Below are 21,948 nucleotides of genomic sequence, written 5' to 3'. Positions count from 1 at the left end.
GGCCCCTCAGCGCCGGGTGCGGACGTCGTCGGGCAGATACTGGCTGTGCTCGCGCTCGCGCCGGTCGTGCTCGCGCATGGCGTCTTCATAGGCCTGGCGCTGCTCGGCAGAGAGCTGCACGCGCTTGACGGGAGCCTTCTTCCGCCGGTCCTTGGCCTTGCCGTAGGTTTCCGGGATCCCGGTCATGCACGTCTCCGCTTGTGTTGCCGGCGAAGCATAGACGAGGCGTTGCCGAGCGGCGACCGGATTCTCGGCAAAGTCCCCATTCCCGGAAAAGGCCCCCTGCCCGGCCGTTCAGTCCTTCAGGCGCGCGATCAGGCTCTGGGCGGCGGCCGGATTTCGGACCTTGGCGCCGGCGATGAAGAAGGCGAAGACATCGCGGGCAGCGGCCTTTTCGGCGCCGGCCCCCTCAAGCCGGGCAAGGTCGTCGGGAACGCCGCCTTCGGCGAGGATTCGCGCCCGCCCGGCCCAACGGCCGAGATCGGCGGGGGGATAGCCCGTCTCCTCGTCTTCCTGGCTGCGCATCAGACGCAGATAGGCGAAATCGGCCGTCGGCTCGGCAAGTTCGGGATATTCGTCCGAATCGGCCAGGACGATCGCGGCATTGTGCTGCCTCGCAAGATCGACGAATGCCTCGCACAGGAAGCTCTCATGGCGCACCTCGAGCGCGTGGCGGAGCGGAAAACCTTCCACCTCGCGCGGCAGCAGCTTCAGGAACGCGGCGATGTCCTTGGCGTCGAACTGTCGGCTGGGATGGAACTGCCAGAGGATCGGGCCGAGCTTTTCCTTCAGCTCGGCGATGCCGCCGCCGGTGAACCATTCAAGGCTCTCGCCGGTCTCCGAGAGCTTCTTCTTCATGGCGATGGCGCGGTGGCCCTTCAGCGAGAAGACGAAATCCGCGGGCGTCTCGTCGCGCCATTTGGCGAAGCTCTTGGGGCTCTGTCCGCGATAGAAGGTGCCGTTGATCTCGATCGCGGTCAGCTTCGACGCGGCGTATTCCAGCTCGCGCGTCTTCGGCAGCTTGTCGGGATAGAAGGCCCCGCGCCAGGGCTCGAAGGTCCAGCCGCCGATGCCGACGCGGATCCGGCCAGGGCCGGTTCTTGGATGGTTGGAAGACACGAGAATACTCCTCGGGAAGCTAAAGAGATTCCTCTCCCGCCCCTTCGGTGGCAACCCGAAAAACGCCTTTTCCGGCGCTCAGTTCTCGTTGCGGTACTGGTATTTGGCCCGGCAATTGGCCCGCTGCTGCGCCGTCAGATTGCCGGAGCAGCCGGGAGGCGCGAAGACGCGCGGCTCGACCTGCTGACGCTGCTGGCGCGTGCGGTCATAGCGGTTGTTCAACGGGTCTGGGGTGCGAAGGTTGGGCACCTCCACGCGCGGGATGGACGGCCGCCGCTGGTCGGCGGAGGCCGTGCCGGCAAAAGGCAGCGTCAGCGCAAGAGCGAGGACTGCAATAGCCGTTTTGGGGGATCGGATCAGCATGATGTACCAGAAGATGTGGGGTGCCGGGCGCCCCGCGGCAAGCTTTGGGGCGGAAGTACCGCCCCGGCGCGCCCACACGCCATGATCCGGCCATGCGACGCAGCTAGCCGGCGGCCCTCACCCCGTCCGGAGAAAGACGCATGGATCCGATGCCGACGCGCCGCAGCGTCACCGCCCTCATCGCCGCCAGCCTCGCCGGCCTGTGCCTGCCCGGTTTCGGCCACGCGGCAGCCGACGAAGCAGACGCGTTCTCGCGCAAACTGGCGGAGGTGGAGACCCGTCTCGGCGCGCGGCTCGGCGCCTTCATCCACGACTTGGAAAGCGACCGGAAGTGGATGCGGCGCGCCGAGGAGCGCTTCGCCATGTGCAGCACCTTCAAGTTCCTGGCATGCGGCGCCGTGCTTGCCAGCGTGGATGCCGGCGAAGAGGACCTTGCGCGCCAGATCGCCTTCACCGACGAGGACCTCGTGACCTACTCGCCCGTGACGGAAGCGCATGCCGACGGCGCCGGCATGACGCTCGGCGCGCTCTGCGAGGCAGCGATGACACGAAGCGACAACACCGCCGCGAATCTCATCCTGCAGAGCCTTGGAGGTCCGGCCGCCGTGACCGCCTTCGCACGCTCCATCGGCGACACCACCACGCGGCTCGACCGCTTCGAGACCGCACTCAACGAGGCCTCTCCCGGCGATCCGCGCGACACCACCAGTCCGCAGGCCATCGCCCATGACCTGCAGGTGCTCCTTGCCCGCGAGAGCCTCTCGGAAGCCTCGCGAAAGCAGCTCCGCGACTGGATGCTCGCCAACAAGACCGGCGACGCCAAGCTGCGCGCCGGCGTCCCGAGCGACTGGCAGGTAGGAGACAAGACGGGAGGCGGCGGCCACGGCACGACGAACGACATCGCCATCCTCTGGCCTTCGACGGACCGAAAGCCGATCGTCGCGGCGATCTACCTGACGGAGACGGTTGCTTCCCTCGACGACCGCAATGCGGGCATCGCGGAAATTGGCAAGGCGCTTTCGCAATCCCTTGGCGGGCGCAAGGCTTTTTCCGGCTAGCGCCGCTTCCTGGGCGGAGCACCACCCATCGGCTTTTCGGTGCGCCCGACGGTCATCTCGTCGAGCGTGTTCTTTCGGATGCGCGAGCCGCCGGCGGCATCCTTCCGTGACTGGCGGGTGTTCTCGATGCCGGTGTTGCGGGCGAGCGGGTCGTCCATGACGGCGAGCTCGGTCTCTTCCAGCCGCTTGATCTCGTCGCGCAGGCGCGCCGCCTCCTCGAATTCCAGATTGGCCGCCGCCTCCAGCATGCGCTTGCTCATGGCGTCGATATGGGCGCGCAGATTGTGGCCGACGAGCGCGCCCTCGTCCTCGGCGAAGCCCTTGCCTTTGCCACCGGGGCCGCCGCCGCCGATGCCGACGCGGACATGGTCGCGCTCGTAGACGGAATCGAGAATGTCGGAGATCTTCGCCTTCACCGATTCCGGCGTGATGCCGTTCGCGGCGTTGTATTCCAGCTGCTTCTCGCGGCGCCGGTCGGTCTCGGCCATCGCCCGTTCCATGGAGCCGGTGATGCGGTCGGCATAAAGCACGACCTTGCCGTCGAGGTTGCGCGCGGCGCGGCCGATGGTCTGCACCAGCGAGGTCTCGGAGCGCAGGAAGCCTTCCTTGTCGGCGTCGAGGATGGCGACAAGGGCGCATTCGGGAATGTCGAGGCCCTCGCGCAAGAGGTTGATGCCGACCAGCACGTCGAAGGCGCCGAGCCGCAGGTCGCGGATGATCTCGATGCGCTCCAGCGTGTCGATGTCGGAATGCATGTAGCGCACGCGCACGCCATGCTCATGCAGGTACTCGGTGAGGTCCTCGGCCATGCGCTTGGTGAGCACCGTCACCAGCGAGCGGTAGCCGGCCGCGGCCACTTCCTTGACCTCGCCGAGGAGGTCGTCGACCTGGCTCGTCGCCGGGCGGATCTCCACCGGCGGGTCGATGAGGCCGGTCGGGCGAATGACCTGCTCGGTGAAGACGCCGCCGGTCTCGTTCAGCTCCCAGCCGCCGGGCGTGGCCGAGACGCAGACGCTGGGCGGGCGCATGGCGTCCCATTCCTCGAAGCGCAGCGGCCGGTTGTCCATGCATGAGGGCAGCCGGAAACCGTATTCGGCGAGCGTCGCCTTGCGGCGGAAGTCGCCGCGATACATGGCGCCGATCTGCGGGATCGTGACGTGGCTTTCGTCGATGAAGACGAGGGCGTTGTCGGGCAGGTACTCGAAGAGCGTCGGCGGCGGCTCGCCGGGCTTGCGGCCGGTGAGATAGCGCGAATAGTTCTCGATGCCGGCGCAGGCGCCGGTCGCCTCGATCATCTCCAGGTCGAAGCGCGTGCGCTGCTCCAGCCGCTGCGCCTCCAGAAGCCGCCCGGCCTTTTCCAGCTCGTCCAGGCGCCATCTGAGCTCCTGGCGGATACCCTTCACGGCCTGCTGCAGAGTCGGCTTCGGAGTCACATAGTGCGAGTTAGCGTAGACCTTTACGGCGCGCAGTTCGCCCGATTTCTTGCCGGTGAGCGGATCGAATTCGGAGATCGATTCGATCTCGTCGCCGAAGAGCGAGACGCGCCAGCCGCGATCTTCCAGATGGGCCGGAAAGATCTCGACCGTATCGCCGCGCACGCGAAAGGTGCCGCGGACGAAATTGGAGTCGGAGCGCTTGTACTGCAGCGCCACCAGATCGGCGATGAGCTGGCGCTGGTCGAGCCGCTCGCCCACCTCCATGGCGAAGGTCATCGCCGTGTAGGTCTCCACCGAGCCGATACCGTAGATGCAGGAGACCGAGGCGACGATGATGACGTCGTCGCGCTCGAGCAGAGCGCGCGTCGCCGAATGGCGCATGCGGTCGATCTGCTCGTTGATGGAGGATTCCTTCTCGATATAGGTGTCCGTGCGCGGGACGTAGGCCTCCGGCTGGTAATAGTCGTAATAGGAGACGAAATACTCGACCGCGTTCTCGGGGAAGAAGGCCTTGAACTCGCCGTAGAGCTGGGCCGCCAGCGTCTTGTTCGGGGCAAGGATCAGCGCCGGGCGCTGCGTCGCCTCGATTACCTTGGCCATGGTGAAGGTCTTGCCGGAGCCGGTGACGCCGAGCAGCACCTGCGTCGCCTCCCCCGCCTCGCTGATGCCCTCGACGAGCTCGGCGATCGCCTGCGGCTGGTCGCCCTTCGGCTCGAAATCGGAGACGATCTCCAGCGGCACGCCGCCTTCGGACTTTTCCGGGCGCGGCGGGCGATGCGGCACCCAGGTGCCGTCGCGAAATTCCGGCCGGCCCTTCTCGATCAGCGAGGACAGCGCCTCGACCGTGGCGGTGACGGAGGAGCTGGAGAGAGTTTCGGCCTCCTCCAGCGAGATATCGAGGCCGGGAACGGGATTGAGGCCGGCGCCGGCGCGCTCCTTGGCCGTGCCCTTGCCGCCCATGGAGGTGCCCCGCGCCGTCCGGAGGGGACCCGCCTTCGCCGGCTTTTCCGTTTGCTTCTTACCGCGCTTTGCCTTCGCCTTTTTCGCCGCGGGCTTTTCCGCCTTGCCGTCTGGGCGCAGCGGCAGCGACTGGTCGGTCTCCCAGCCGGAGCTCTTGCCGGGCCCCAATCTGGAGGCGCCGTCCCGCGGTTTTTCGGCGGCGGGAAGCGAGCGATCATAGGCAAGGCCGCCGCGATCGCCCGGCTTGCGGGCGCGGATGCGCGTTTCGACTTCCTCCCTCGCTTCGGGCGAGAGGGCCTCGGGGGCGCCCTCGGCCTCCGCCTCGCGGGAGATGGCCTCCGCCCAGGCCGAGACGGAGCCGGCGAAGGCCTTTTCGACCGGCACGCCCTCCAGATTCGGCTGCGGCGCTTCGCCGAATCCTTCGGGCTCGTTTTCGTGCTGCTGGTATGTGTCCTCGCCGGCGCCGTCGCGCCGTTTCGGAGGTGTCCGCCTGTCCGCTGCCATGTTCCCTATATGGACCGATGGCGGCGGCGCGGAAAGGGCCGATCGGCTTCCTGCTGCCAGGAATGACAGGAGGCCGGCACAGCCGGGTGCGCGGCGGAGCGCGAAGCATCCGCCGCGCCCGCCGAGGCTCAATCGGAGCGCGCGGAGCACAAGCAGGACGTGACTCTTTCTTTCGCCACAGAGCTTCCTAAACTCTTCGCCCAACAACCATCCGACGGAGGATTCGTCCGGGGGTCATTCGCGCCAGCGCCTTGAACGACTGGAGCCGGAGCCCTTGCGAATCACGGCCCGCGCGGCATGCGCCGCGCTCACGATCGCCTGTCTTTCCCGCGCCCTTCCCGGCAGCGCAGCGGCCGGGGACCGGCACTGGCTGATCCTCGGGCGGGCGCACAATTCCGACGGCTCCGCGGTCTATTCTCTCGGAACGCAGGTGCCGGGTCCGATCGAGGGGCGGCTCGGCATGGATCTCGGCACGGCCGGATCGCCGGGCCTCGGCATCGACACGCGTATCTGGCAATGGGGCAACCGGCCGGTGGACGCGCTCTGGTACAGCCTCGGCATTCCCGGTCCGCTCTCCGATCTCGACTGGGCGTGGGACAAGGCCTGGGTCGAGGGCAATGTGGTGCCGGAGACCGACAGCTACCGCATCGCCGCGCGCATCCGCGAGGAGAAGACGCTGGGCAGCCTCGTCAACGCCTCCATGCAGCTGAGCTACGCGCTCAACCAGACGGGGCTCGGGCGCGAGGCGGTGCGCACGCTGGAGACGAGCCCGTCGCTCCGCCTCGACCTGCGGGGCACCGGCACCGCCCTGCTCGCCCGTTCGAGCATGACCAACAGCGACTTCACCTGGCACAACACGCTGCAGGCCGAGCAGCGGATCGTCGACGGCATGACGCTGATCGGCTCGGTCAGCGACCCGCGGCTGGACAGCCGCAACGCCACGATCCTGCTGCAGCTTTACCGCCGCTGGTGAAGGCTATCGAGCGTTTGGGAACGGGGCGCTCCGCCGATAATGGCCGGCAGGCGCGCGAGACAGCTACAAATCGAGCGTGTCGAGCCCGGCTTCGATGTGATCGGCGAGAAGAGGCATGCCCAGAAGATAGGCAGAGGTCTTGCCGGCGGCGCGCGAACGGGCCTCCGTGCGCGCTTCGTCCCAATCGTCGGCGCTGTAGTCGCCGCGGCCGATCCAGACGATCGCCACGAGGTCGGCGGCCTCATCGACATTGAGATCGTCGATCAGCTCGCGCAGCTCTTCCTCGGTCTGGTCGTCGGCCTCTTCCTCAGCGAGAGCGTCATGATGATGGCTCTCGTGCATGCCCTCGGCATCGAGGTCGATCTCGTGCTCCGTACCATCCTCGTAGTCGCCCTGGACGTCGGCGCTGATGGCGCGTGCCTTTTCGGCGAAAATCCGCAGAGTCGCGGGATCGAGAGAGAGATCGACAGCCATTTCCACTAACATTTTCCTGGGCCTCCCGAGGGAGTCGGGATAGCACGCCGGTTCTACTCCGTACCGGCGCCCTTTGTCACGCGGAACGGGCCTGCATGCGCCCGAAGCCCGGCGGCAGGCACAAAAAAAAGCGAGCCCCGGAGATTACCAGGGCTCGCAGGAGAGTTTGGAGCCGGTCAGGCGACCGGCCGTCCAAGAGGGGAACAGCTGCCTCTCCAAGGTCACCGGGAAAAGCGACCCAAGAGCTCGTCAGCTGTTCGTATATCGCCAGAACGACCCGGCGAGGCAATCAACGACTCTGCATGTCAGGTATGCAATTGCCCGGCCGCTAGGCAGCGCCGCTCAATTGCGCGGCAGAGCTGGCGCAAAAGCGGCCGAAAGTCGCCGGACACGGCCTTTGCCCCCCTCGCCTCGCATGCTACCGGAACAGCTGGCCAGCGCGCCCGCGCGACCCGTGAAAGCGCCCTCCCATGAGCGAATCATCCCGACCGACCTGCTGGGTCCTGACGACCGGCGAAGCCGGCATGCGCAGCCAGGCGATCGGACTGGCCGAAAGGCTCGGCGTCGACTTCCAGGAAAAAGCGGTGACGCTGCGCAAGCCCTGGTCGATGCTGCCGGGGCATCTGTGCCCTGCCCCGCTCGCCGGCCTCGCCCCCGAGGGCGATCGGCTGGAGCGGCCCTTCCCGGAACTGATCATCTCCTGCGGCCGGCGCTCGACGGCGCTCTCGATCGGCATCCGGCGCGCTTCCGGGGGCGCCACGAAGACGGTGCATATCCAGAACCCGCAGACGCCGACGAAGCATTTCGATCTCGTCATCGCCATGCGCCACGACGCCATGAGCGGTGACAACGTCGTCTCGGTCGACACGGCGCTGCATCGGGTGACACCGGAAAAGCTCGCCGAAGCGGCGGAGGCGTGGCGCGAGAGGCTGCGCGGGGGGGCGGAGAGACTCGTCGGCTTCGTGCTCGGCGGGCCGACCAAGCATTACTGGATGAGCGAGGCGCTGCTCTCGCGGCTCGAGACGATGATCGCCAAGGTGCACGAGATCACCGGCGCGCGCATCGTGGTGACGCCCTCGCGGCGCACCGAGGCGCGGGTGACCGAAAGGCTCTCGGCCGCCTTCGCCGGGGAGCCCTGGTACTGGCAGTGGGACGGGAGCGGCGAGAACCCCTATTTCGGCATCCTGGCGCTCGCCGACCGGCTGGTGGTGACGGCCGATTCGGTTTCCATGGTGTCGGAGGCGCTGGCGACCGGCCGCGCCATCAACCTCTTGCCGATGAACGGCAAGTCGAAGCGGCACGACGCCTTCGTCGACAATCTCGGCCGGCGCGGACTCGTCTCGGTGACCGGGCCGGAGGGGCTCGACCTCTTCTTTACCGGAAGCGGCGAGCCGGTGGATGCGACGCCGGAAGTGGCGGAGCTCGTGCGCCGGCGCCTTCTGCAGCGCTAGGCCCCCAGCGCCAGACCTCCAGCGTCAGGCCGCCGCGCCTTCGAGCACCGGCTGCTGCGGGAAGGCAAGCTGCTCGCGGGCGCGCCAGTCGCTGGTCACGTAATTGACGATGATGGAGCGGCGCACGCCCCGGATCGGCCGCTTCTCGAAGCCGTGCCAGGTGTTGTCGGCGGGAACGAAGACCATCGCCCCGTTCGGCCTGAAGGGCGAGCTGCCGACATGGGTCTCCTTGTCTGCATAGATGTCCGTGCCGAGATCGGCATGGCTCGGATCGTCCGACATATAGAGGAGGAGCGTGAACTTCTTGACGCCGATATCGGTATGCGGCTGCAGCCAGAAGCCGTCGACGTCCTGGGCGTATTCCATCCTCAGATAGGTGCCGGCGAGATCGGTGCCGAAATGCTCCTGCAGGAGAGAGACGGTTTCCGGATCCTGAAAGGCCTCGGCGATGGCGCGGCAGGCGGCGTTGCGGCCGAGATTGTCGGCGGCGATATAGCTGCGCTCGCCGTTATGCACCTCGCGCGTGCCGGAGACGCCTGCCAGTTCGACGACCGGCAGATCGAGATCCTTCAGGTCCCGGTAGACCTCCTGCGGCAGGAGGTTTTCCAGAATGGCGTGGGGATAGGGCTCGGAGCGCATGTCGGCAGCCCGCACCGATTCGCGGATAGAATTCTTCGTAGCTTCCGTCAGACCGGGCATGGGCCACCCCTTCACGGCCGTCGACCGATGCGCGGCGGCACTCTCTCATTGAACGAAAGGCCTCATTGCCACGTCAATGGGCGGCTGCGCAATCATGCCGCGCCCCCCGGGATGCGCCGGGCGCTTGTCTGTGGCAGGCCCGCCACGCCAGACTTGGCGCCAAGCTTAGCGTCAAGGCGGAGCCCGGCGGGCGAAAGCTGGTGACGGAGCCGGCTCATTGCTTGCCCTTTCGGGCATCGCCGCCTATCTCAGTGCTCAAAATTCGCAGGGGTGCGACCATGCCAGAGGCCAAGCACGCCAGGCTCGTCATCATCGGTTCGGGCCCGGCCGGTTATACCGCCGCCATCTATGCCGCGCGGGCCATGCTGGAGCCCGTCCTCATCGCCGGCATGGAGCCCGGCGGCCAGCTCACCATCACCACGGACGTGGAGAACTATCCGGGCTTCGCCGATCCCATCCAGGGGCCGTGGCTGATGGAGCAGATGCGCAGCCAGGCCGAGAATGTCGGCACGCGCCTCGTCAGCGACGTGGTGGTGGAGGTCGATCTGAAGAACCGGCCCTTCCGCCTGAAACTGGACGGCGGCGACATCTGGACGGCCGACGCGATCGTCATCGCGACCGGGGCGAAGGCACGCTGGCTCGGCCTGCCTTCCGAGGAGCGCTTCAAGGGTTTCGGCGTCTCCGCCTGCGCCACCTGCGACGGCTTCTTCTACAAGGGCAAGGAAGTGCTGGTGATCGGCGGCGGCAATTCCGCCGTGGAGGAGGCGCTTTACCTCTCGCATCTCGCCAGCAAGGTGACCCTCGTCCACCGCCGCGACGCGCTGCGCAGCGAGCGCATCCTGCAGGAGCGGCTCCTCGCCCGCGAAAACGTCGCCGTCATGTGGGACAGCGTGCTGGAGGAGGTCGTCGGACAGAGCGGCTTTCCGCCCTCCGTGACGGGCGCGAAGATCCGCAACGTGCGCAGCGGCGAAATCAGCGAGGTCGCGGTGGACGGCATCTTCATCGCCATCGGCCACGCGCCGGCGGTCGAGCTGTTCAAGGATCAATTGAAGGTGAAGCCGAACGGCTATCTGTGGACAGCGCCGGATTCGACCGCCACTGAGATACCCGGCGTCTACGCCGCGGGCGACGTGACGGACGATGTCTTCCGGCAGGCGGTGACGGCTGCCGGCCAGGGCTGCATGGCCGCCCTGGAGGCAGAAAAGTTCCTCTACGGTATTGAAGCGGCGAGGGAAGCGGCCGAATAAGGCCGGCGTCGCACAAAACAAAAGGCCCAAAAAGGCCAGCTTCCGGACCGTGCCGGTCCTGGAGGGGAGTTCAGATGGATTGGGACAAGCTGCGTATCTTCCATGCGGCAGCCGATGCCGGCTCGTTCACGCATGCGGGAGACACGCTCAACATGAGCCAGTCGGCGGTCAGCCGGCAGGTGAGCGCCCTGGAAGCTGAACTCGGGGTTCCCCTCTTCCACCGTCACGCCCGCGGGCTGATCCTGACGGAACAGGGCGAGTTGCTCATGCGCACGGCCCGCGACGTTCTCGTCAAGCTGGAGCAGACGCGCGCCGAACTCGCCGACTCAAAGGGCCAGCCAAGCGGCCCGCTGCGCGTGACGACGACCGTTGGCCTCGGCTCGACATGGCTTGCCACACGGCTGAACGAGTTCATCGACCTTTATCCGCAGATCAACCTGCAGGTCCTGCTCGACGACGACGAGCTCGACCTCGCCATGCGCCAGGCGGACGTCGCCATCCGGCTGCGGGCCCCGACCCAGCCCGACCTCATCCAGCGCAAGCTCTTCACGGTGCATTTCCACGTCTACGCATCGCCGGAATATCTGAAGCGCTTCGGCCAGCCGAAGACGATCGGCGAACTCGACAGCCATCGGATCATTGTCTACGGCGACAACGCGCCGGGCTACCTGAAGGAAATGAACCGGCTCGTCACGCAGGGACGGGAATCGGCCGAGCCGCGCACCCCGATGATGTCGATCAACAACGTCGTCGCCATCCGCCGGGCGGTGGAACGCGGCGTCGGCATCGCCATGCTGCCAGACTATCTGGTGAACGAGGAATCGGGCCTCGTCGCGGTTCTTCCGGAAGCCGAGGTGCCGGCCTTCGACACCTATTTCGTCTATCCCGAAGAGCTCCGGAATTCCGCGCGCGTCGCCGTCTTCCGCGACTTCCTCATCGCCAATGCGAGGCGCTGGCACTACTGAGCGCTCAGGCGGACAGACCTCCCGCCCGCCTTCCCTGCCGAAAGCCCCTCGCCTGCCCGGCTCGCGCCGGGCATCGCCTCGTATCGGCGAGCCTGCCCGTCAGGGCAGTCTGCCCTGCGGTCAGGCCGCTTCCTTGTGCGCCGCCTTGAGGATGTCCTCGGCCAGGCGCCCGTGCACCTCGGCGAGATGATCGAAGGCGAAGGTGAAGGAGCCGACGCCCTGCGTCGCGGAGCGCAGCTCGATGATGAGGTCGGCAATCTCCGCTTCCGGCAGCATCGCCTCCACCACATCCCATCCGTCCCAGCCCGCCCGGGCGTCGAAGCCCATCAACTGGCCGCGGCGGCCGGAGACAATGGCGTTCACCTTCGGCGTGGCCTCGCTCGGCACGGCGATCTCGACCTTCATCACCGGCTCCAGGAGCACGGGCTGGCACTGCGGCAGCCCCTCGCGCATGGCGAGGATCGCGGCCATCTTGAAGGCCTGCTCGGAGGAATCGACCGTGTGGTAGGAGCCGTCCGTCAGCGTCACCCCGACATCGACGACCGGGAAGCCGCCGAGCGGGCCGTTCTGCAGCGCTTCCCTGGCGCCCGCCTCGACCGCCGAAAAATACTGCTTCGGCACGACGCCGCCGGAGATCTTTTCGGCGAAGACGAAGCCCTCGCCGCGCGGCATCGGCTGGATATCCAGCATCACGTCGCCGAACTGGCCGTGGCCGCCGGACTGCTTCTTGTGCCGGCCGCGCTGGCTGACGCTGCCCTTGATCGTCTCGCAATAGGGAACGGTCGCCACCGAGGTCTCGATGGCAAGGCCGTTCTTGCCGGCAAGGCGTTCGAGCGCGACGCGCAGATGCATCTCGCCCTGGCCGCCGACCAGCGTCTCGCCCGTATCCTGGCGATGCAGGACGAAGAGCGAGGGATCCTCCTCCACCAGCTTGGCGAGCGCGGCGGAGAGCTTCACCTCATCCTTGCGCTCGGTGGGCTGCACCACCTTCTGCAGCACCTGCTGGGGCGGCTTCGGCACCATGATCCGCGGCGCGGCCGCGCCCTTGGCAACGAGCGTGTCGCCGGTCTTCACCGCCTCCAGCTTGCCGAGGGCGGCGGTCTCGCCGGCCAGCGCCGGGCCGCGCTTGGAGGTCTTCTGGCCCATCAGCGCGTAAATGCCGGAGACTTTGGAAGCGCCGGAGGCGCTTTCCAGCTCCGCCGCGTCCTCGACCTTGCCGGAGAGAATGCGGGCGAGCGAAAGCTTGCCGCCGTGGCTGGTGTGGATCGTCTTGACGACCTGCGCGACCGTGCCGCCGGAAGGATCGATGCCGAGGCGCGCCTGCGTGTCGGTGATGTCCGGGGCTTCGTGGCGCAGCGCTTTGAGAAGACGCATGATGCCGTTTCCGTTGGCCGCCGAACCGAGGAAGACCGGGACGATCTCGCCGGCCCGCATCTCCTTGACGAGATCGGCGAAGACCTCGTCGCGCGGCGGCTCGATATCCTCCAGAAGCTGCTCCATCAGCTCGTCGTCATGATCGGCGAGCGATTCCAGCATGGTGAAGCGCGCCTCCTCCGAATTGAGGCGGTCCATCTCGGCGACATCCACCACCTCGCTCGGCGCGTGCTCGCGATACAGGAAGGCCCGGTCGAGGGCGAGATCGATGAAGCCGACGGCGATGCCGTCCTGCCAGATCGGCATCTGGCGCAGGACGAGCGGAACCTTGGAGACCGGCTGGAGCATCTCCAGCGCGTCGCGCACATTGCCGGGCGCCTTGTCGACCTTGTTGAAGAAGAGGAGCCGCGGGATCTCGCGCTCCTCCAGATGCTTCATCACCACCTGCAGGGCGGGGATCTTCTTCTCGTCCGGCTCGGCGACCACGATCGCCGCGTCGACGCAGGCGAGAACCGGGTCGGCCTCGTAGCCGAACTCGACCGAGCCAGGGCAGTCGATGAAGCAGTAGGGCTCGCCCATGAATTCGGTGTTGGCGCAGTTGAGCTCGACGCTCATGGCATGCTCGCGCGCCTCCGCAGAGGCATCGCCGACGGTGTTGCGGGCAGCGACGGAGCCGGGCTTCTCGACAGCGCCGGTGCGATAGAGAATCTCTTCCAGGAGGCTCGTCTTGCCGCTCGCGAACGGACCGACGATGGCGATGCATCTCGGTCCGGTGCGCCTCTCATGTCCCGCGTTGTTGCCACTCATCGCGTCGCCTCCTTCCTTCTCTTTTGGGCGTTCGACAGAGCGCTTTCTAGCGCTCCCGAGCGCTTCAACGAATTGACACAGATCGTCTCAGCCACCGAAAGGTTTGACAAGACTGCAACAGGTGGCAGCCGGCATGCGTCAGGCGCTTGATTTGGCCGGCCCGGCCGCGCATGGTCGTGCAGGACAAGCCTATGCGAAGGTGAGACGATCATGTGGGCGCGGCTTCTTTTTGGCCTTATCGGCGGGGCGATCGCCCTTTCTTCGATCGCGGCTCCGGCCTCGGCCGCCGACCTCTACTACGATCCCGCCGTCTACGCCGATGCGCGGCCGGCGGAGCCGACGGTCTGCGAGAAGCCGTGGGTGCTCAACCGCATCAAGGAGCGCTTCGCCTGGGCGGAACGCAACACCTGGCATCGCGGCTTCGTCATCGACACGCTCATCAACCCGAAGCACCGCTACGTCGCCGGCACGGCTCCGGCGCGCGTCCTGCACGATCATTGCGCCGCCGAGGCGGTGATGACCAACGGCATGAGCCGCCACGTCTACTACATCGTGGAGGAAGGCATGGGCTTTGCCTCCATGGGCAGCGGCATCGATTTCTGCGTGCTCGGGCTCGACCCCTGGCGCATCTACGATGCCGACTGCCGCACACTGCGCTAGGACCCGCATGCCCGCTTTGGCGCCCCGCGAAGGGGCGGCCCGGGCGGGGCTCGCCGCCGCTCTCGCCGCGCTTCTTCTTTCCACCACACCCGGCCTTGCCGCGGACGGCAAGGCCTTTCGCGACTGGCAGGCGGAATGCCAGCCGGATGCCGGGTGCCTGGCCGAAACCGGCGGGCCTTCGACGCGGCTCGGGCTCGACAGGGCCGACGGCGCGGACGGCTTTTACATCCGCCTCGACTTTTCCGATCCCCTGCCCGATCCGGACCGGCCGCTGACGCTGCTCGTCGACGGGGAGAAGACCGTGCTCGCGGCGCATACGGGCTGGGTGCTGACCGGCGCCGAGGGGCGCAGCTTCGTCTCGGCCGACGCGCCGCTTCGCGCCCGCCTCACCGAGGCGATGCTGAAGGGCTCGCAGCTCGTCCTGGAATATATCGACGTGACCGGCGAGCCGCGGCGCCAGCTCTTCTCGCTTTCCGGCCTTTCGGCCGCGCTCCTGTGGATCGAGGAACGGATGGGCATCGTCGGCGCCGAGCGGCGCGCCATCGTGCCGGACGAACTCGCGCAAGCGCGGCCCGAGGCAACAAGCAAGAAGGCCAAGGAAGCTTCCATCGAGGCCTCGGGGGTGCCCGAAGCGGTGCGCGGGCTGCATATCGCCAGCAGCGCCTGCGAAGCCCCCGACACGGAGCTGATGAAGGACATTCCGGTGCAGATCGCCAAGGTGAGCGAGACGGCGATCGTCTACGCCATTCCTTGCACGGTGGGCGCCTACAACATCACCTACCGGCTGTATCTGCGCGAGACGGGCGAGATCGGCGGGGCGCGCACGCTCTACTTCCCCGAATGGTCGAAGGCCTACGGCTGGAGCGGCACCGACCTTCTGTTCAACGTCTCGCTCGAGGGGACGCATCTTTCGGCCTTCGCCAAGGGGCGCGGCCTCGGCGATTGCGGCTCCAGCGCCGAATTCACCTTCCTCGATTACGCCTACCGGCTCGACCGCTACATCGCCGAAGAGGATTGCAACGGGCGGCTGCCGGACGCATGGCCGGTCATCTACGAACACAAGTCATAGCCGTGGCTCCCACAAGGGCCACGGAGGAGAGCCGCAAAGAAAAGGCCCGGCGCGAGCGCCGGGCCTTTCCGTATTCTGAAGCTGCGTGCGAGAGGCTAGAACTTGTAGCCGACGCGCGCGCGGATCGAATGGGTGCTCAGATCCGCATTGGTCGGCGTGCCGAGGCTGAAAGTCTTGTCCTCGTAATCGGTGTAGCGGTACTCGACGCCCGCCGTGACGTTCTGCGCCACGAGCGCTTCGGCGCCGACACCGGCCGTCCAACCCCAATGGGTGTTGGAATCCTTCACGCCGCCCGAGGTCGCTTCGATGTCGCTGAGGGCCACACCGCCCGTCGTGTAAAGGAGGAACTGATCGAGGGCGATGCCGGCGCGGGCACGCAGGGAGCCCGACCAGTTCTGCTCGACCTTGAGGCCGCCGGTGGAGCCTTCGACGCCGGAAAGAAGCGCGTCGCCTTCGAGGCCGACAACGAAATTGTTGAACTGGCGCTGATAGCCGGCATAGACGCCGCCATCGACACCGTCCACGTCGGGATCAGGCCCGCTCGTCTCGCTGTCGCCGGCCGAATAGCCGAGCATGGTGCCAAGATAGAAGCCGGACCAGTCCGTCACGGGACCGGTCGACGTCACCATGGGGCCCGGAGTCGGGATCGGCTCGGCCGAACCGAGATCGGCTGCGAAAGCCGGGGCGGCCAGGATGCTGAATGCTGCGGCAAGAACCAGGGGTTTTTGCACGGGTACCTCCACTTCTCCGAATGCCATAACGCGCTCGGCGCGTCTGGGTTCCAAATTTTCAGTAAAGGGAGATTGTGATCGCCCTTGGCGGAAAAAAGGGTGAAAACAGGACGTTTCCATGTTGACGCGTAACTGGACGTTACACGCCCTTCCTCCGCCGATGCCCTCTCCTAGGATGCCCGTCACCCGCGCGATGTGCGATTTCTCACACAGCCGACCTCGTCTATAAGCCCGACCGTGCCCATCCCGATCTCCATCTTCATCATCACCCGCAACGAGGCCGACCGCATCGGCGCCACGCTGGCGGCCGTGCGCGGCCTTTCCGACGATATCGTCGTGGTCGACGGCGGCTCGAACGACGGCACGCAGGAGCTCGCCGAGCGGCTCGGGGCGCGCGTCATCCATCACGACTTCGAAGGCTTCGGGCCGCAGAAGCGCTTCGCGGAGGAGGCCTGCCGGCACGACTGGGTGCTGAACCTCGACGCCGACGAGGTGGCGCAGCCGCAGCTCGTGGCCGCGATCAGCGCGCTGTTCGAGAACGGCGAGCCGCCGCTGCGATTCTACCGGATGCGCATCGTCACGGTCTATCCGGGCCAGAGCCAGCCGCGCTTCTGGGCCGATTATGTCGCCCCCGTGCGCCTCTACGACCGGCGAGCGGGCCGCTATTCGCCGAGCCTCACGGACGACCGGGTGATGGATGGCGGGGCGCCGAGCGCGACGCTGGACGGCGTCGTCTGGCACCATTCCTTCCGCTCCTTCGACCATATCGGCAGGAAGCTCTCCGGCTATTCGGACCTGCAGACGATCGAGAAGGCGCAGCGCCGCTCGCCGCTGGTGCTCGGCCTGCGGCTCACGACCGAGTATCCGATGCAATTCGCCAAATTCTTCCTGGCGCGGCGCCACTGGACGGGCGGGCTGGTGGGCGCGCGCTACGCCCATGAGGTGGCGGCGGCCAAGCGCCGGCGCATCCGCACGCTCCTCGACGCCAGGCTGAAGGGCGCGCCGGCCGGCGCGGCGGAAAAAGAGTGAAGGCCGGCAACGGACGGGGCTGTTGACCGGCCCGGCACAGCCTATATGCCGGGCGTGCCGCCGCTAACGGATTACCCCTGCCGATGCTAAGTTTTTTCTTCCTGATCGTCGGGCTCGTGCTCCTGATGATCGCAGCCGACATTCTGGTGCGCGGCTGCGTGGCGCTCGCCGAGCGCCTGCATGTACCACCGCTGGTCATCGGCCTCACCGTCGTCGCCTTCGGCACGTCCGCGCCGGAGCTCGTCGTGTCGCTGCAGGCGGGCCTTGCCGGCTCCGGCGGCATCGCCATCGGCAACGTCGTCGGCTCCAACATCGCCAACATCCTCCTCGTCCTCGGCCTGCCCTCGCTGATCTGCGCCACCTCAGTGCAAGCCACCGGGGCGAAGCGGAACTTCGCCGTCATGCTGGCGGCGACGGTGCTGTTCATCGTGCAGTGCCTCGACGGCCGGCTGACGCGCCTCGACGGGCTCGTCCTGCTCTTCTTCTTCCTGATGTTCTTCGTCATGCAGTTCCAGGCGACGCGGCGGGCACGGCGGGACCGCGAGGCGCTCGACATCCCCGAAGTGAGCCTTTCGGTGCCGCTCGCCATCGTCTTCTCCATCGGCGGCATCCTCGCCCTGCCCTTCGCGGCCAAGCTCGTCGTCGACAACGCCATCCAGATGGCCCAGCTGCTCGGCCTTTCGGAGACGGTGATCGGCGTCACCATCGTCGCCGTGGGCACCTCCCTGCCGGAGCTCGCCGCCGGGCTGATGTCGGCATGGCGCGGCCAGAGCGCCATGACGCTCGGCAACGCCATCGGCTCCAACGTCTTCAACATCCTCTTCATTCTGGGCCTGACGGCGACCGCCGTGCCTCTCACCGTGCCGCCGGACTTCCTGCACTACGAGCTCTGGGCGATGCTCGCCGCCGCGCTGGTGCTGATTCCCTTCCTCGGCCTGCGCCTGCCCATCGGGCGCCTCGCCGGCTTCGCCCTCGTCCTCATCTATGGCGGCCTCATCTGGGGCACCGTCGCGCTGCCTTCGATCTGAGAGAGACAAGGATGGCACCGGAGAGCCCTCGGACGGCGCTGATCACGGGCGGGGCAAAGCGGATCGGGCGCGCCATCTCAAAGGATCTTGCCGCGCATGGCTGGCGAGTGGCGATCCATTGCCGCGCCTCGCGGCAGGAAGCCGACGCCCTGGCGCAGGAAATCCGTGCCGATGGCGGCGAGGCCGCCGTCGTCGTCGCCGACCTTGGCGAACTCGCCGAAGTGGAAGGCCTTCTCGGGCAGGCACGCGAGGCGCTCGGGCCGGTCAGCCTTCTCGTCAACAATGCCGCCGTCTTCCTCGCCGATACGCCGGAGACGCTCGATCCGCAGACCTGGGAAAAGCAGTTCGCGGTGAACCTGCGCGCACCGCTCTTCCTCGCCCGGCATTTCGCCGGTGCACGTGCCGCGCAAGGCGAAGGGCTGATCGTCAACGTCATCGACCAGCGCGTGCTGCATCCCAGCGGCGAGATGATCTCCTACACGCTGTCGAAATCGGCGCTGTGGACGGCGACGCAGACGCTGGCGCAGGCCCTCGCCCCGCGGATCCGCGTCAACGCCATCGGCCCCGGCCCCACTTTGCCGAATTCGCATGAGGGCGAAGACGGATTTCAGGAAGAGGTCGAGGGCACGCTGCTGAAACGGTCCGTCGACCTTGCCGATTTCGGCCGCACCATCCGCTATCTTTGGCAGGCGGGTTCGGTGACGGGCCAGCTCATCGCCCTCGACAGCGGCCAGCACCTGGTGCGCGGCTGAGCCAATCGGCGGCCGCAGGACAACCTCAAAGGAGAGCCACATGGACCTTGCGATGATCGGCATCGGGCGGATGGGCACAGGCCTTGCCAAACGCCTGATGGCCGCCGGCCACACGCTCCACGTCTACGACCGCAATGCCGAAAGGATCGAGGAGCTCGCCGCGCAGGGGGCGCAGCCGCTGGCCAGCCTGGAAGACCTTTCAAACCTTGCCGCCCCCCGCAATGTCTGGGTGATGCTGCCGCATGGCGAGCCGACTTCCTCGACGATCGCCGCCCTCGCCGGGATTCTGGAAAAGGGCGACTGCGTCATCGACGGCGGCAATTCCTACTACAAGGAAGACATCGAGCGCACCGCCATGCTCGGCGAGCACGGCATCGCCTTCCTCGATATCGGCGTATCCGGCGGCGTCTGGGGCGAGCACGAAGGCTTCTGCCTGATGATCGGCGGGCCGAAGCCGGAGGTCGAAAGGCTCGACCCGATCTTCGCGACGCTGGCGCCGGGCCTTGCCGGCCTTCCGGAGACGGCCGGGCGCAACGGCCGCGACCCCCGTCCCGCCCAGGGCTACATGCATTGCGGACCGTCGGGCTCCGGCCATTTCGTCAAGATGATCCACAACGGCATCGAATATGGCCTGATGCAGGCCTATGCGGAGGGTTTCGACATCCTGCGCAACGCCGATTCCGCCGCGCGGGCGGAAGCCGAGCGCTACGAACTCGACTGCGCCGACATCTCCGAAGTGTGGCGGCGCGGCTCCGTCATCCGCTCCTGGCTTCTCGACCTCGCCGCATCGGCGCTCGCCAAGGACGCTTCGCTGGAAGCGTTCCGGGGGCATGTCGCCGATTCGGGCGAGGCCCGCTGGACGCTCGAAGCGGCGATCGAGGAGGAGGTTTCGGCCGCGACGATCGCCGCGGCCCTTTTTGCGCGCTACCGCTCGCGCCGCGAAAGCACCTTCGGCGAAAAGCTCCTCTCGGCCCTGCGCTCGGAGTTCGGCGGCCATATCGAGGGCGGCGGCAAGGCGGACGGCGGGCGCTGAGGCGCCCTACCCGTTGAGGGAAGCTTGCGCGGAAGGGTGCGCAAGCGGCCGCGAGCGCCTATCTTCGACACGATCATGAACGACGGAATCAGCGAAAGCGACGAGGCGGGTCTGCTGCCGGAGACGGCGGAGACCTCCGGCGAGGCGGAAGGCGAAGCGCCGCGCCCGGCTGCCCCGCCCCTTTCGGGCATCACCTTCGAGGAGCTCCCGCCGACCGAGCCCGGCGCGGAGGTGATCTCGGCCGCAGTGAAGACGCTGCCGAACGCGCCCGGCGTCTACCGGATGATCAATGGCGACGGCCAGGTGCTCTATGTCGGCAAGGCCCGCAGCCTGAAGAAGCGCGTCGTCTCCTACACGCGGCTCGGCGGCCAGAACAACCGCATCGCGCGGATGATCCGGGCAACGGCGACGATGGATTTCGTGCGCACCCGCACGGAGACCGAGGCGCTGCTGCTGGAAGCCAATCTCATCAAGCGCCTGCGCCCGCGCTTCAACGTGCTTCTGCGGGACGACAAGTCGTTTCCCTACATCCTGATCACGCGCGACCACGAGGCGCCGATGATCCTGAAGCACCGCGGTGCGCGCAAGCGAAAGGGCGAGTATTTCGGTCCCTTCGCCTCGGCCGGCGCCGTCGGGCGGACGATCAACGCCCTGCAGAAGGCGTTCCTCATCCGCTCCTGCTCCGATTCCGTCTACGACAGCCGCACGCGCCCGTGCCTGCTCTACCAGATCAAGCGCTGCTCGGCGCCGTGCACTGGCGAGATCGACCTTGCCGCCTACGGCAAACTGGTGGAGGAGGCCGAAGCCTTCCTTTCCGGCAAGAGCAAGTCCGTGCGCGCCGAACTCGCCCAGGAGATGGAGCGGGCCTCGTCCAGCTTCGACTTCGAGCAGGCGGCCGTCTACCGCGACAGGCTGGCGGCACTTTCCCACATCCAGTCGCATCAGGGCGTCAATCCGCAGTCGGTGGAGGAAGCCGACGTCTTCGCCATCCACCAGGAAGGCGGCATGGCCTGCGTGCAGGTCTTCTTCTTCCGCACCGGGCAGAACTGGGGCAACCGCGCCTATTTCCCGAAGGCCGACAAGAGCATGGAGCCGGCGGAGGTGCTTTCGGCCTTCCTGGCGCAGTTCTACGACGACAAGCCGGTGCCGAAGCTCGTCCTCGTCTCGGAGGAATTCGAGGAGCGCGGGCTGCTCGCCGAAGCTCTGTCGGAGCGCGCCGGGCGCAAGGTCGCCGTCCACGTGCCGCACAGGGGCGAGAAGCACGAGCTCGTGGAGCACGCCCTCACCAATGCGCGCGAAGCGCTCGGGCGAAAGCTCGCCGAGACCTCCAGCCAGACGCGCCTCCTGGCGGCGCTTGCCGAGGCTTTCGGGCTGGAGCGGCCGCCCCAGCGCATCGAGGTCTACGACAACAGCCACATCATGGGCAGCAACGCCGTCGGCGGCATGATCGTTGCCGGCCCGGAGGGTTTTTCCAAGCCGCATTACCGCAAGTTCAACATCCGCTCCGAAGACATCACGCCGGGAGACGATTTCGGCATGATGCGCGAGGTGCTGACGCGCCGCTTCTCGCGCCTCGTCAAGGAGGCCGGGCCGCGCCCTGTCCGCGAGGGCGGCGATGAAAACGCGGAGGACGGCGGCCCGTCCGACACCCTGCCCGCCTGGCCCGACCTCGTCGTCATCGACGGCGGCAAGGGCCAGCTGACGGCCGCCATGGCGGTGCTGGAAGAGCTCGGCATAGCCGACCAGCCGATCGTCTCCATCGCCAAGGGGCGCGACCGCGAGGCCGGCCGGGAAAGCTTTCACATGCCGGGGCGGCCGCCCTTCATGCTGCCGCACCGCGACGCGGTCCTTTATTTCATCGAAAGGCTGCGCGACGAGGCGCATCGTTTCGCCATCGGCTCGCACCGGGTGCGGCGCAAGAAGGCGATGGCCGCCAACCCGCTGGACGAGATCGACGGCATCGGCCCCTCGCGCAAGCGCGCGCTCCTGCGCCATTTCGGTACCGCCAAGGCGGTCAGCCGGGCCGGCATCGACGACCTGATGGATGTCGAAGGCATCTCCGAGCAGATGGCGGAGGCGATCTACGACCATTTCCACGAGCATGCTGGCTGAGGCGAAAGGCCGCTCTCGCGCGGAACAGGGCGGCGCCGGAACTTGATCCCAGCGTCACGCGGGTTTGCTACGCTGAGAGTTGACTTATCTCACCCCCACGGATC

20 protein-coding genes are annotated in these 21,948 nt (G+C 67.2%); 12 read left to right on the top strand and 8 right to left on the bottom strand.

All coding sequences use genetic code 11. The features are described 5' to 3' along the window. Nucleotides 1-6: 6 nt before the first annotated feature. The 3 genes from CLD20_RS16825 to CLD20_RS16815 all read right to left on the bottom strand — a co-directional run bounded on the left by CLD20_RS16825 (nt 7) and on the right by CLD20_RS16815 (nt 1,482). Entirely contained in the window at nt 7-186 is a 180-nt protein-coding gene (locus CLD20_RS16825) for a hypothetical protein (RefSeq protein ID WP_224407819.1), read from the bottom strand. A 108-nt stretch (nt 187-294) separates the two neighbouring features. Further along, complete coding sequence (locus CLD20_RS16820; RefSeq protein ID WP_224407818.1) at nt 295-1,119, bottom strand: DUF72 domain-containing protein; 825 nt, start codon at nt 1,117-1,119, stop codon at nt 295-297. Nucleotides 1,120-1,197: 78 nt separating this feature from the next. Continuing rightward, on the bottom strand, nt 1,198-1,482 hold the full coding sequence (locus CLD20_RS16815; protein WP_224407817.1) for a hypothetical protein: 285 nt from the start codon (nt 1,480-1,482) through the stop codon (nt 1,198-1,200). 149 nt (nt 1,483-1,631) lie between these two features. Between CLD20_RS16815 and bla the strand changes: the two genes are divergently transcribed. Beyond that, complete coding sequence (bla, locus tag CLD20_RS16810) at nt 1,632-2,540, top strand: class A beta-lactamase (RefSeq protein ID WP_370636927.1); 909 nt, start codon at nt 1,632-1,634, stop codon at nt 2,538-2,540. On the opposite strand, the gene uvrB is transcribed toward bla, so the two are convergent. Further along, nucleotides 2,537-5,440, bottom strand: a complete 2,904-nt coding sequence (gene uvrB / locus CLD20_RS16805) for an excinuclease ABC subunit UvrB (RefSeq protein WP_304504368.1) — start codon at nt 5,438-5,440, stop codon at nt 2,537-2,539. The two genes, bla and uvrB, sit on opposite strands and share 4 nt — an antisense overlap. Nucleotides 5,441-5,714: 274 nt before the next feature. Between uvrB and CLD20_RS16800 the strand changes: the two genes are divergently transcribed. After that, nucleotides 5,715-6,413 (top strand): hypothetical protein, encoded by a 699-nt coding sequence (locus tag CLD20_RS16800; protein ID WP_224407815.1) that lies wholly within the window; start codon nt 5,715-5,717, stop codon nt 6,411-6,413. 63 nt (nt 6,414-6,476) lie between these two features. Here CLD20_RS16800 and CLD20_RS16795 read toward each other — a convergent pair whose 3' ends face one another. Next, nucleotides 6,477-6,887, bottom strand: a complete 411-nt coding sequence (locus CLD20_RS16795) for a DUF3775 domain-containing protein (protein WP_224407814.1) — start codon at nt 6,885-6,887, stop codon at nt 6,477-6,479. Nucleotides 6,888-7,357: 470 nt separating this feature from the next. On the opposite strand from CLD20_RS16795, the gene CLD20_RS16790 reads away from it, so the two are divergent. Continuing rightward, complete coding sequence (locus tag CLD20_RS16790; RefSeq protein WP_224407813.1) at nt 7,358-8,338, top strand: mitochondrial fission ELM1 family protein; 981 nt, start codon at nt 7,358-7,360, stop codon at nt 8,336-8,338. 24 nt (nt 8,339-8,362) lie between these two features. Here the strand turns inward: CLD20_RS16790 and CLD20_RS16785 are convergent, their stop codons facing one another. Beyond that, on the bottom strand, nt 8,363-9,037 hold the full coding sequence (locus CLD20_RS16785) for a 2OG-Fe(II) oxygenase (RefSeq protein ID WP_224407812.1): 675 nt from the start codon (nt 9,035-9,037) through the stop codon (nt 8,363-8,365). Nucleotides 9,038-9,315: 278 nt separating this feature from the next. Here CLD20_RS16785 and trxB point away from each other — a divergent pair, with 278 nt between their 5' ends. Together trxB and CLD20_RS16775 are read left to right on the top strand one after the other, a co-directional pair. After that, a complete protein-coding gene (trxB, locus tag CLD20_RS16780) occupies nt 9,316-10,284 on the top strand; it encodes a thioredoxin-disulfide reductase (RefSeq protein ID WP_224407811.1) in 969 nt (322 codons plus the stop codon). Nucleotides 10,285-10,358: 74 nt separating this feature from the next. Next, the gene (locus tag CLD20_RS16775; protein WP_224407810.1) at nt 10,359-11,249 is read left to right on the top strand and encodes a LysR family transcriptional regulator; all 891 of its coding nucleotides are present in this window, start codon (nt 10,359-10,361) and stop codon (nt 11,247-11,249) included. Between the two features lie 120 nt (nt 11,250-11,369). Here the strand turns inward: CLD20_RS16775 and CLD20_RS16770 are convergent, their stop codons facing one another. Continuing rightward, nucleotides 11,370-13,430: an elongation factor G gene (locus CLD20_RS16770; protein ID WP_224407809.1), complete on the bottom strand. Its 2,061-nt coding sequence runs from the start codon at nt 13,428-13,430 to the stop codon at nt 11,370-11,372. Between the two features lie 210 nt (nt 13,431-13,640). Here CLD20_RS16770 and CLD20_RS16765 point away from each other — a divergent pair, with 210 nt between their 5' ends. Then, complete coding sequence (locus tag CLD20_RS16765) at nt 13,641-14,090, top strand: hypothetical protein (protein WP_224407808.1); 450 nt, start codon at nt 13,641-13,643, stop codon at nt 14,088-14,090. Between the two features lie 7 nt (nt 14,091-14,097). Continuing rightward, nucleotides 14,098-15,159, top strand: coding sequence for a DUF1176 domain-containing protein (locus tag CLD20_RS16760; RefSeq protein ID WP_224407807.1), 1,062 nt, complete (start codon nt 14,098-14,100; stop codon nt 15,157-15,159). A gap of 95 nt (nt 15,160-15,254) precedes the next feature. Here the strand turns inward: CLD20_RS16760 and CLD20_RS16755 are convergent, their stop codons facing one another. Continuing rightward, the gene (locus CLD20_RS16755) at nt 15,255-15,890 is read right to left on the bottom strand and encodes an outer membrane protein (RefSeq protein WP_224407806.1); all 636 of its coding nucleotides are present in this window, start codon (nt 15,888-15,890) and stop codon (nt 15,255-15,257) included. Between the two features lie 237 nt (nt 15,891-16,127). Here CLD20_RS16755 and CLD20_RS16750 point away from each other — a divergent pair, with 237 nt between their 5' ends. From CLD20_RS16750 to uvrC, 5 genes are all read left to right on the top strand, one after another. After that, nucleotides 16,128-16,919: a glycosyltransferase family 2 protein gene (locus CLD20_RS16750; protein WP_224407805.1), complete on the top strand. Its 792-nt coding sequence runs from the start codon at nt 16,128-16,130 to the stop codon at nt 16,917-16,919. An 83-nt stretch (nt 16,920-17,002) separates the two neighbouring features. Beyond that, the gene (locus CLD20_RS16745) at nt 17,003-17,947 is read left to right on the top strand and encodes a calcium/sodium antiporter (protein WP_224407804.1); all 945 of its coding nucleotides are present in this window, start codon (nt 17,003-17,005) and stop codon (nt 17,945-17,947) included. A gap of 11 nt (nt 17,948-17,958) precedes the next feature. After that, nucleotides 17,959-18,699, top strand: coding sequence for an SDR family oxidoreductase (locus tag CLD20_RS16740; RefSeq protein WP_224407803.1), 741 nt, complete (start codon nt 17,959-17,961; stop codon nt 18,697-18,699). Between the two features lie 40 nt (nt 18,700-18,739). Beyond that, nucleotides 18,740-19,732 carry a phosphogluconate dehydrogenase (NAD(+)-dependent, decarboxylating) gene (gene gnd, locus CLD20_RS16735; protein WP_224407802.1) on the top strand — a complete coding sequence of 331 codons (993 nt, stop codon included), beginning with the start codon at nt 18,740-18,742 and terminating at the stop codon, nt 19,730-19,732. A gap of 75 nt (nt 19,733-19,807) precedes the next feature. Then, a complete protein-coding gene (gene uvrC / locus CLD20_RS16730; RefSeq protein ID WP_224407801.1) occupies nt 19,808-21,844 on the top strand; it encodes an excinuclease ABC subunit UvrC in 2,037 nt (678 codons plus the stop codon). Nucleotides 21,845-21,948 lie beyond the last annotated feature (104 nt).

Origin of the sequence: Afifella sp. IM 167 (genome assembly GCF_020144925.1) — a bacterium.
Taxonomy (GTDB): domain Bacteria; phylum Pseudomonadota; class Alphaproteobacteria; order Rhizobiales; family Afifellaceae; genus Afifella.
Note: the sequence above shows the minus strand (reverse complement) of the source record. Positions and strands in the feature narration are given on the sequence as shown.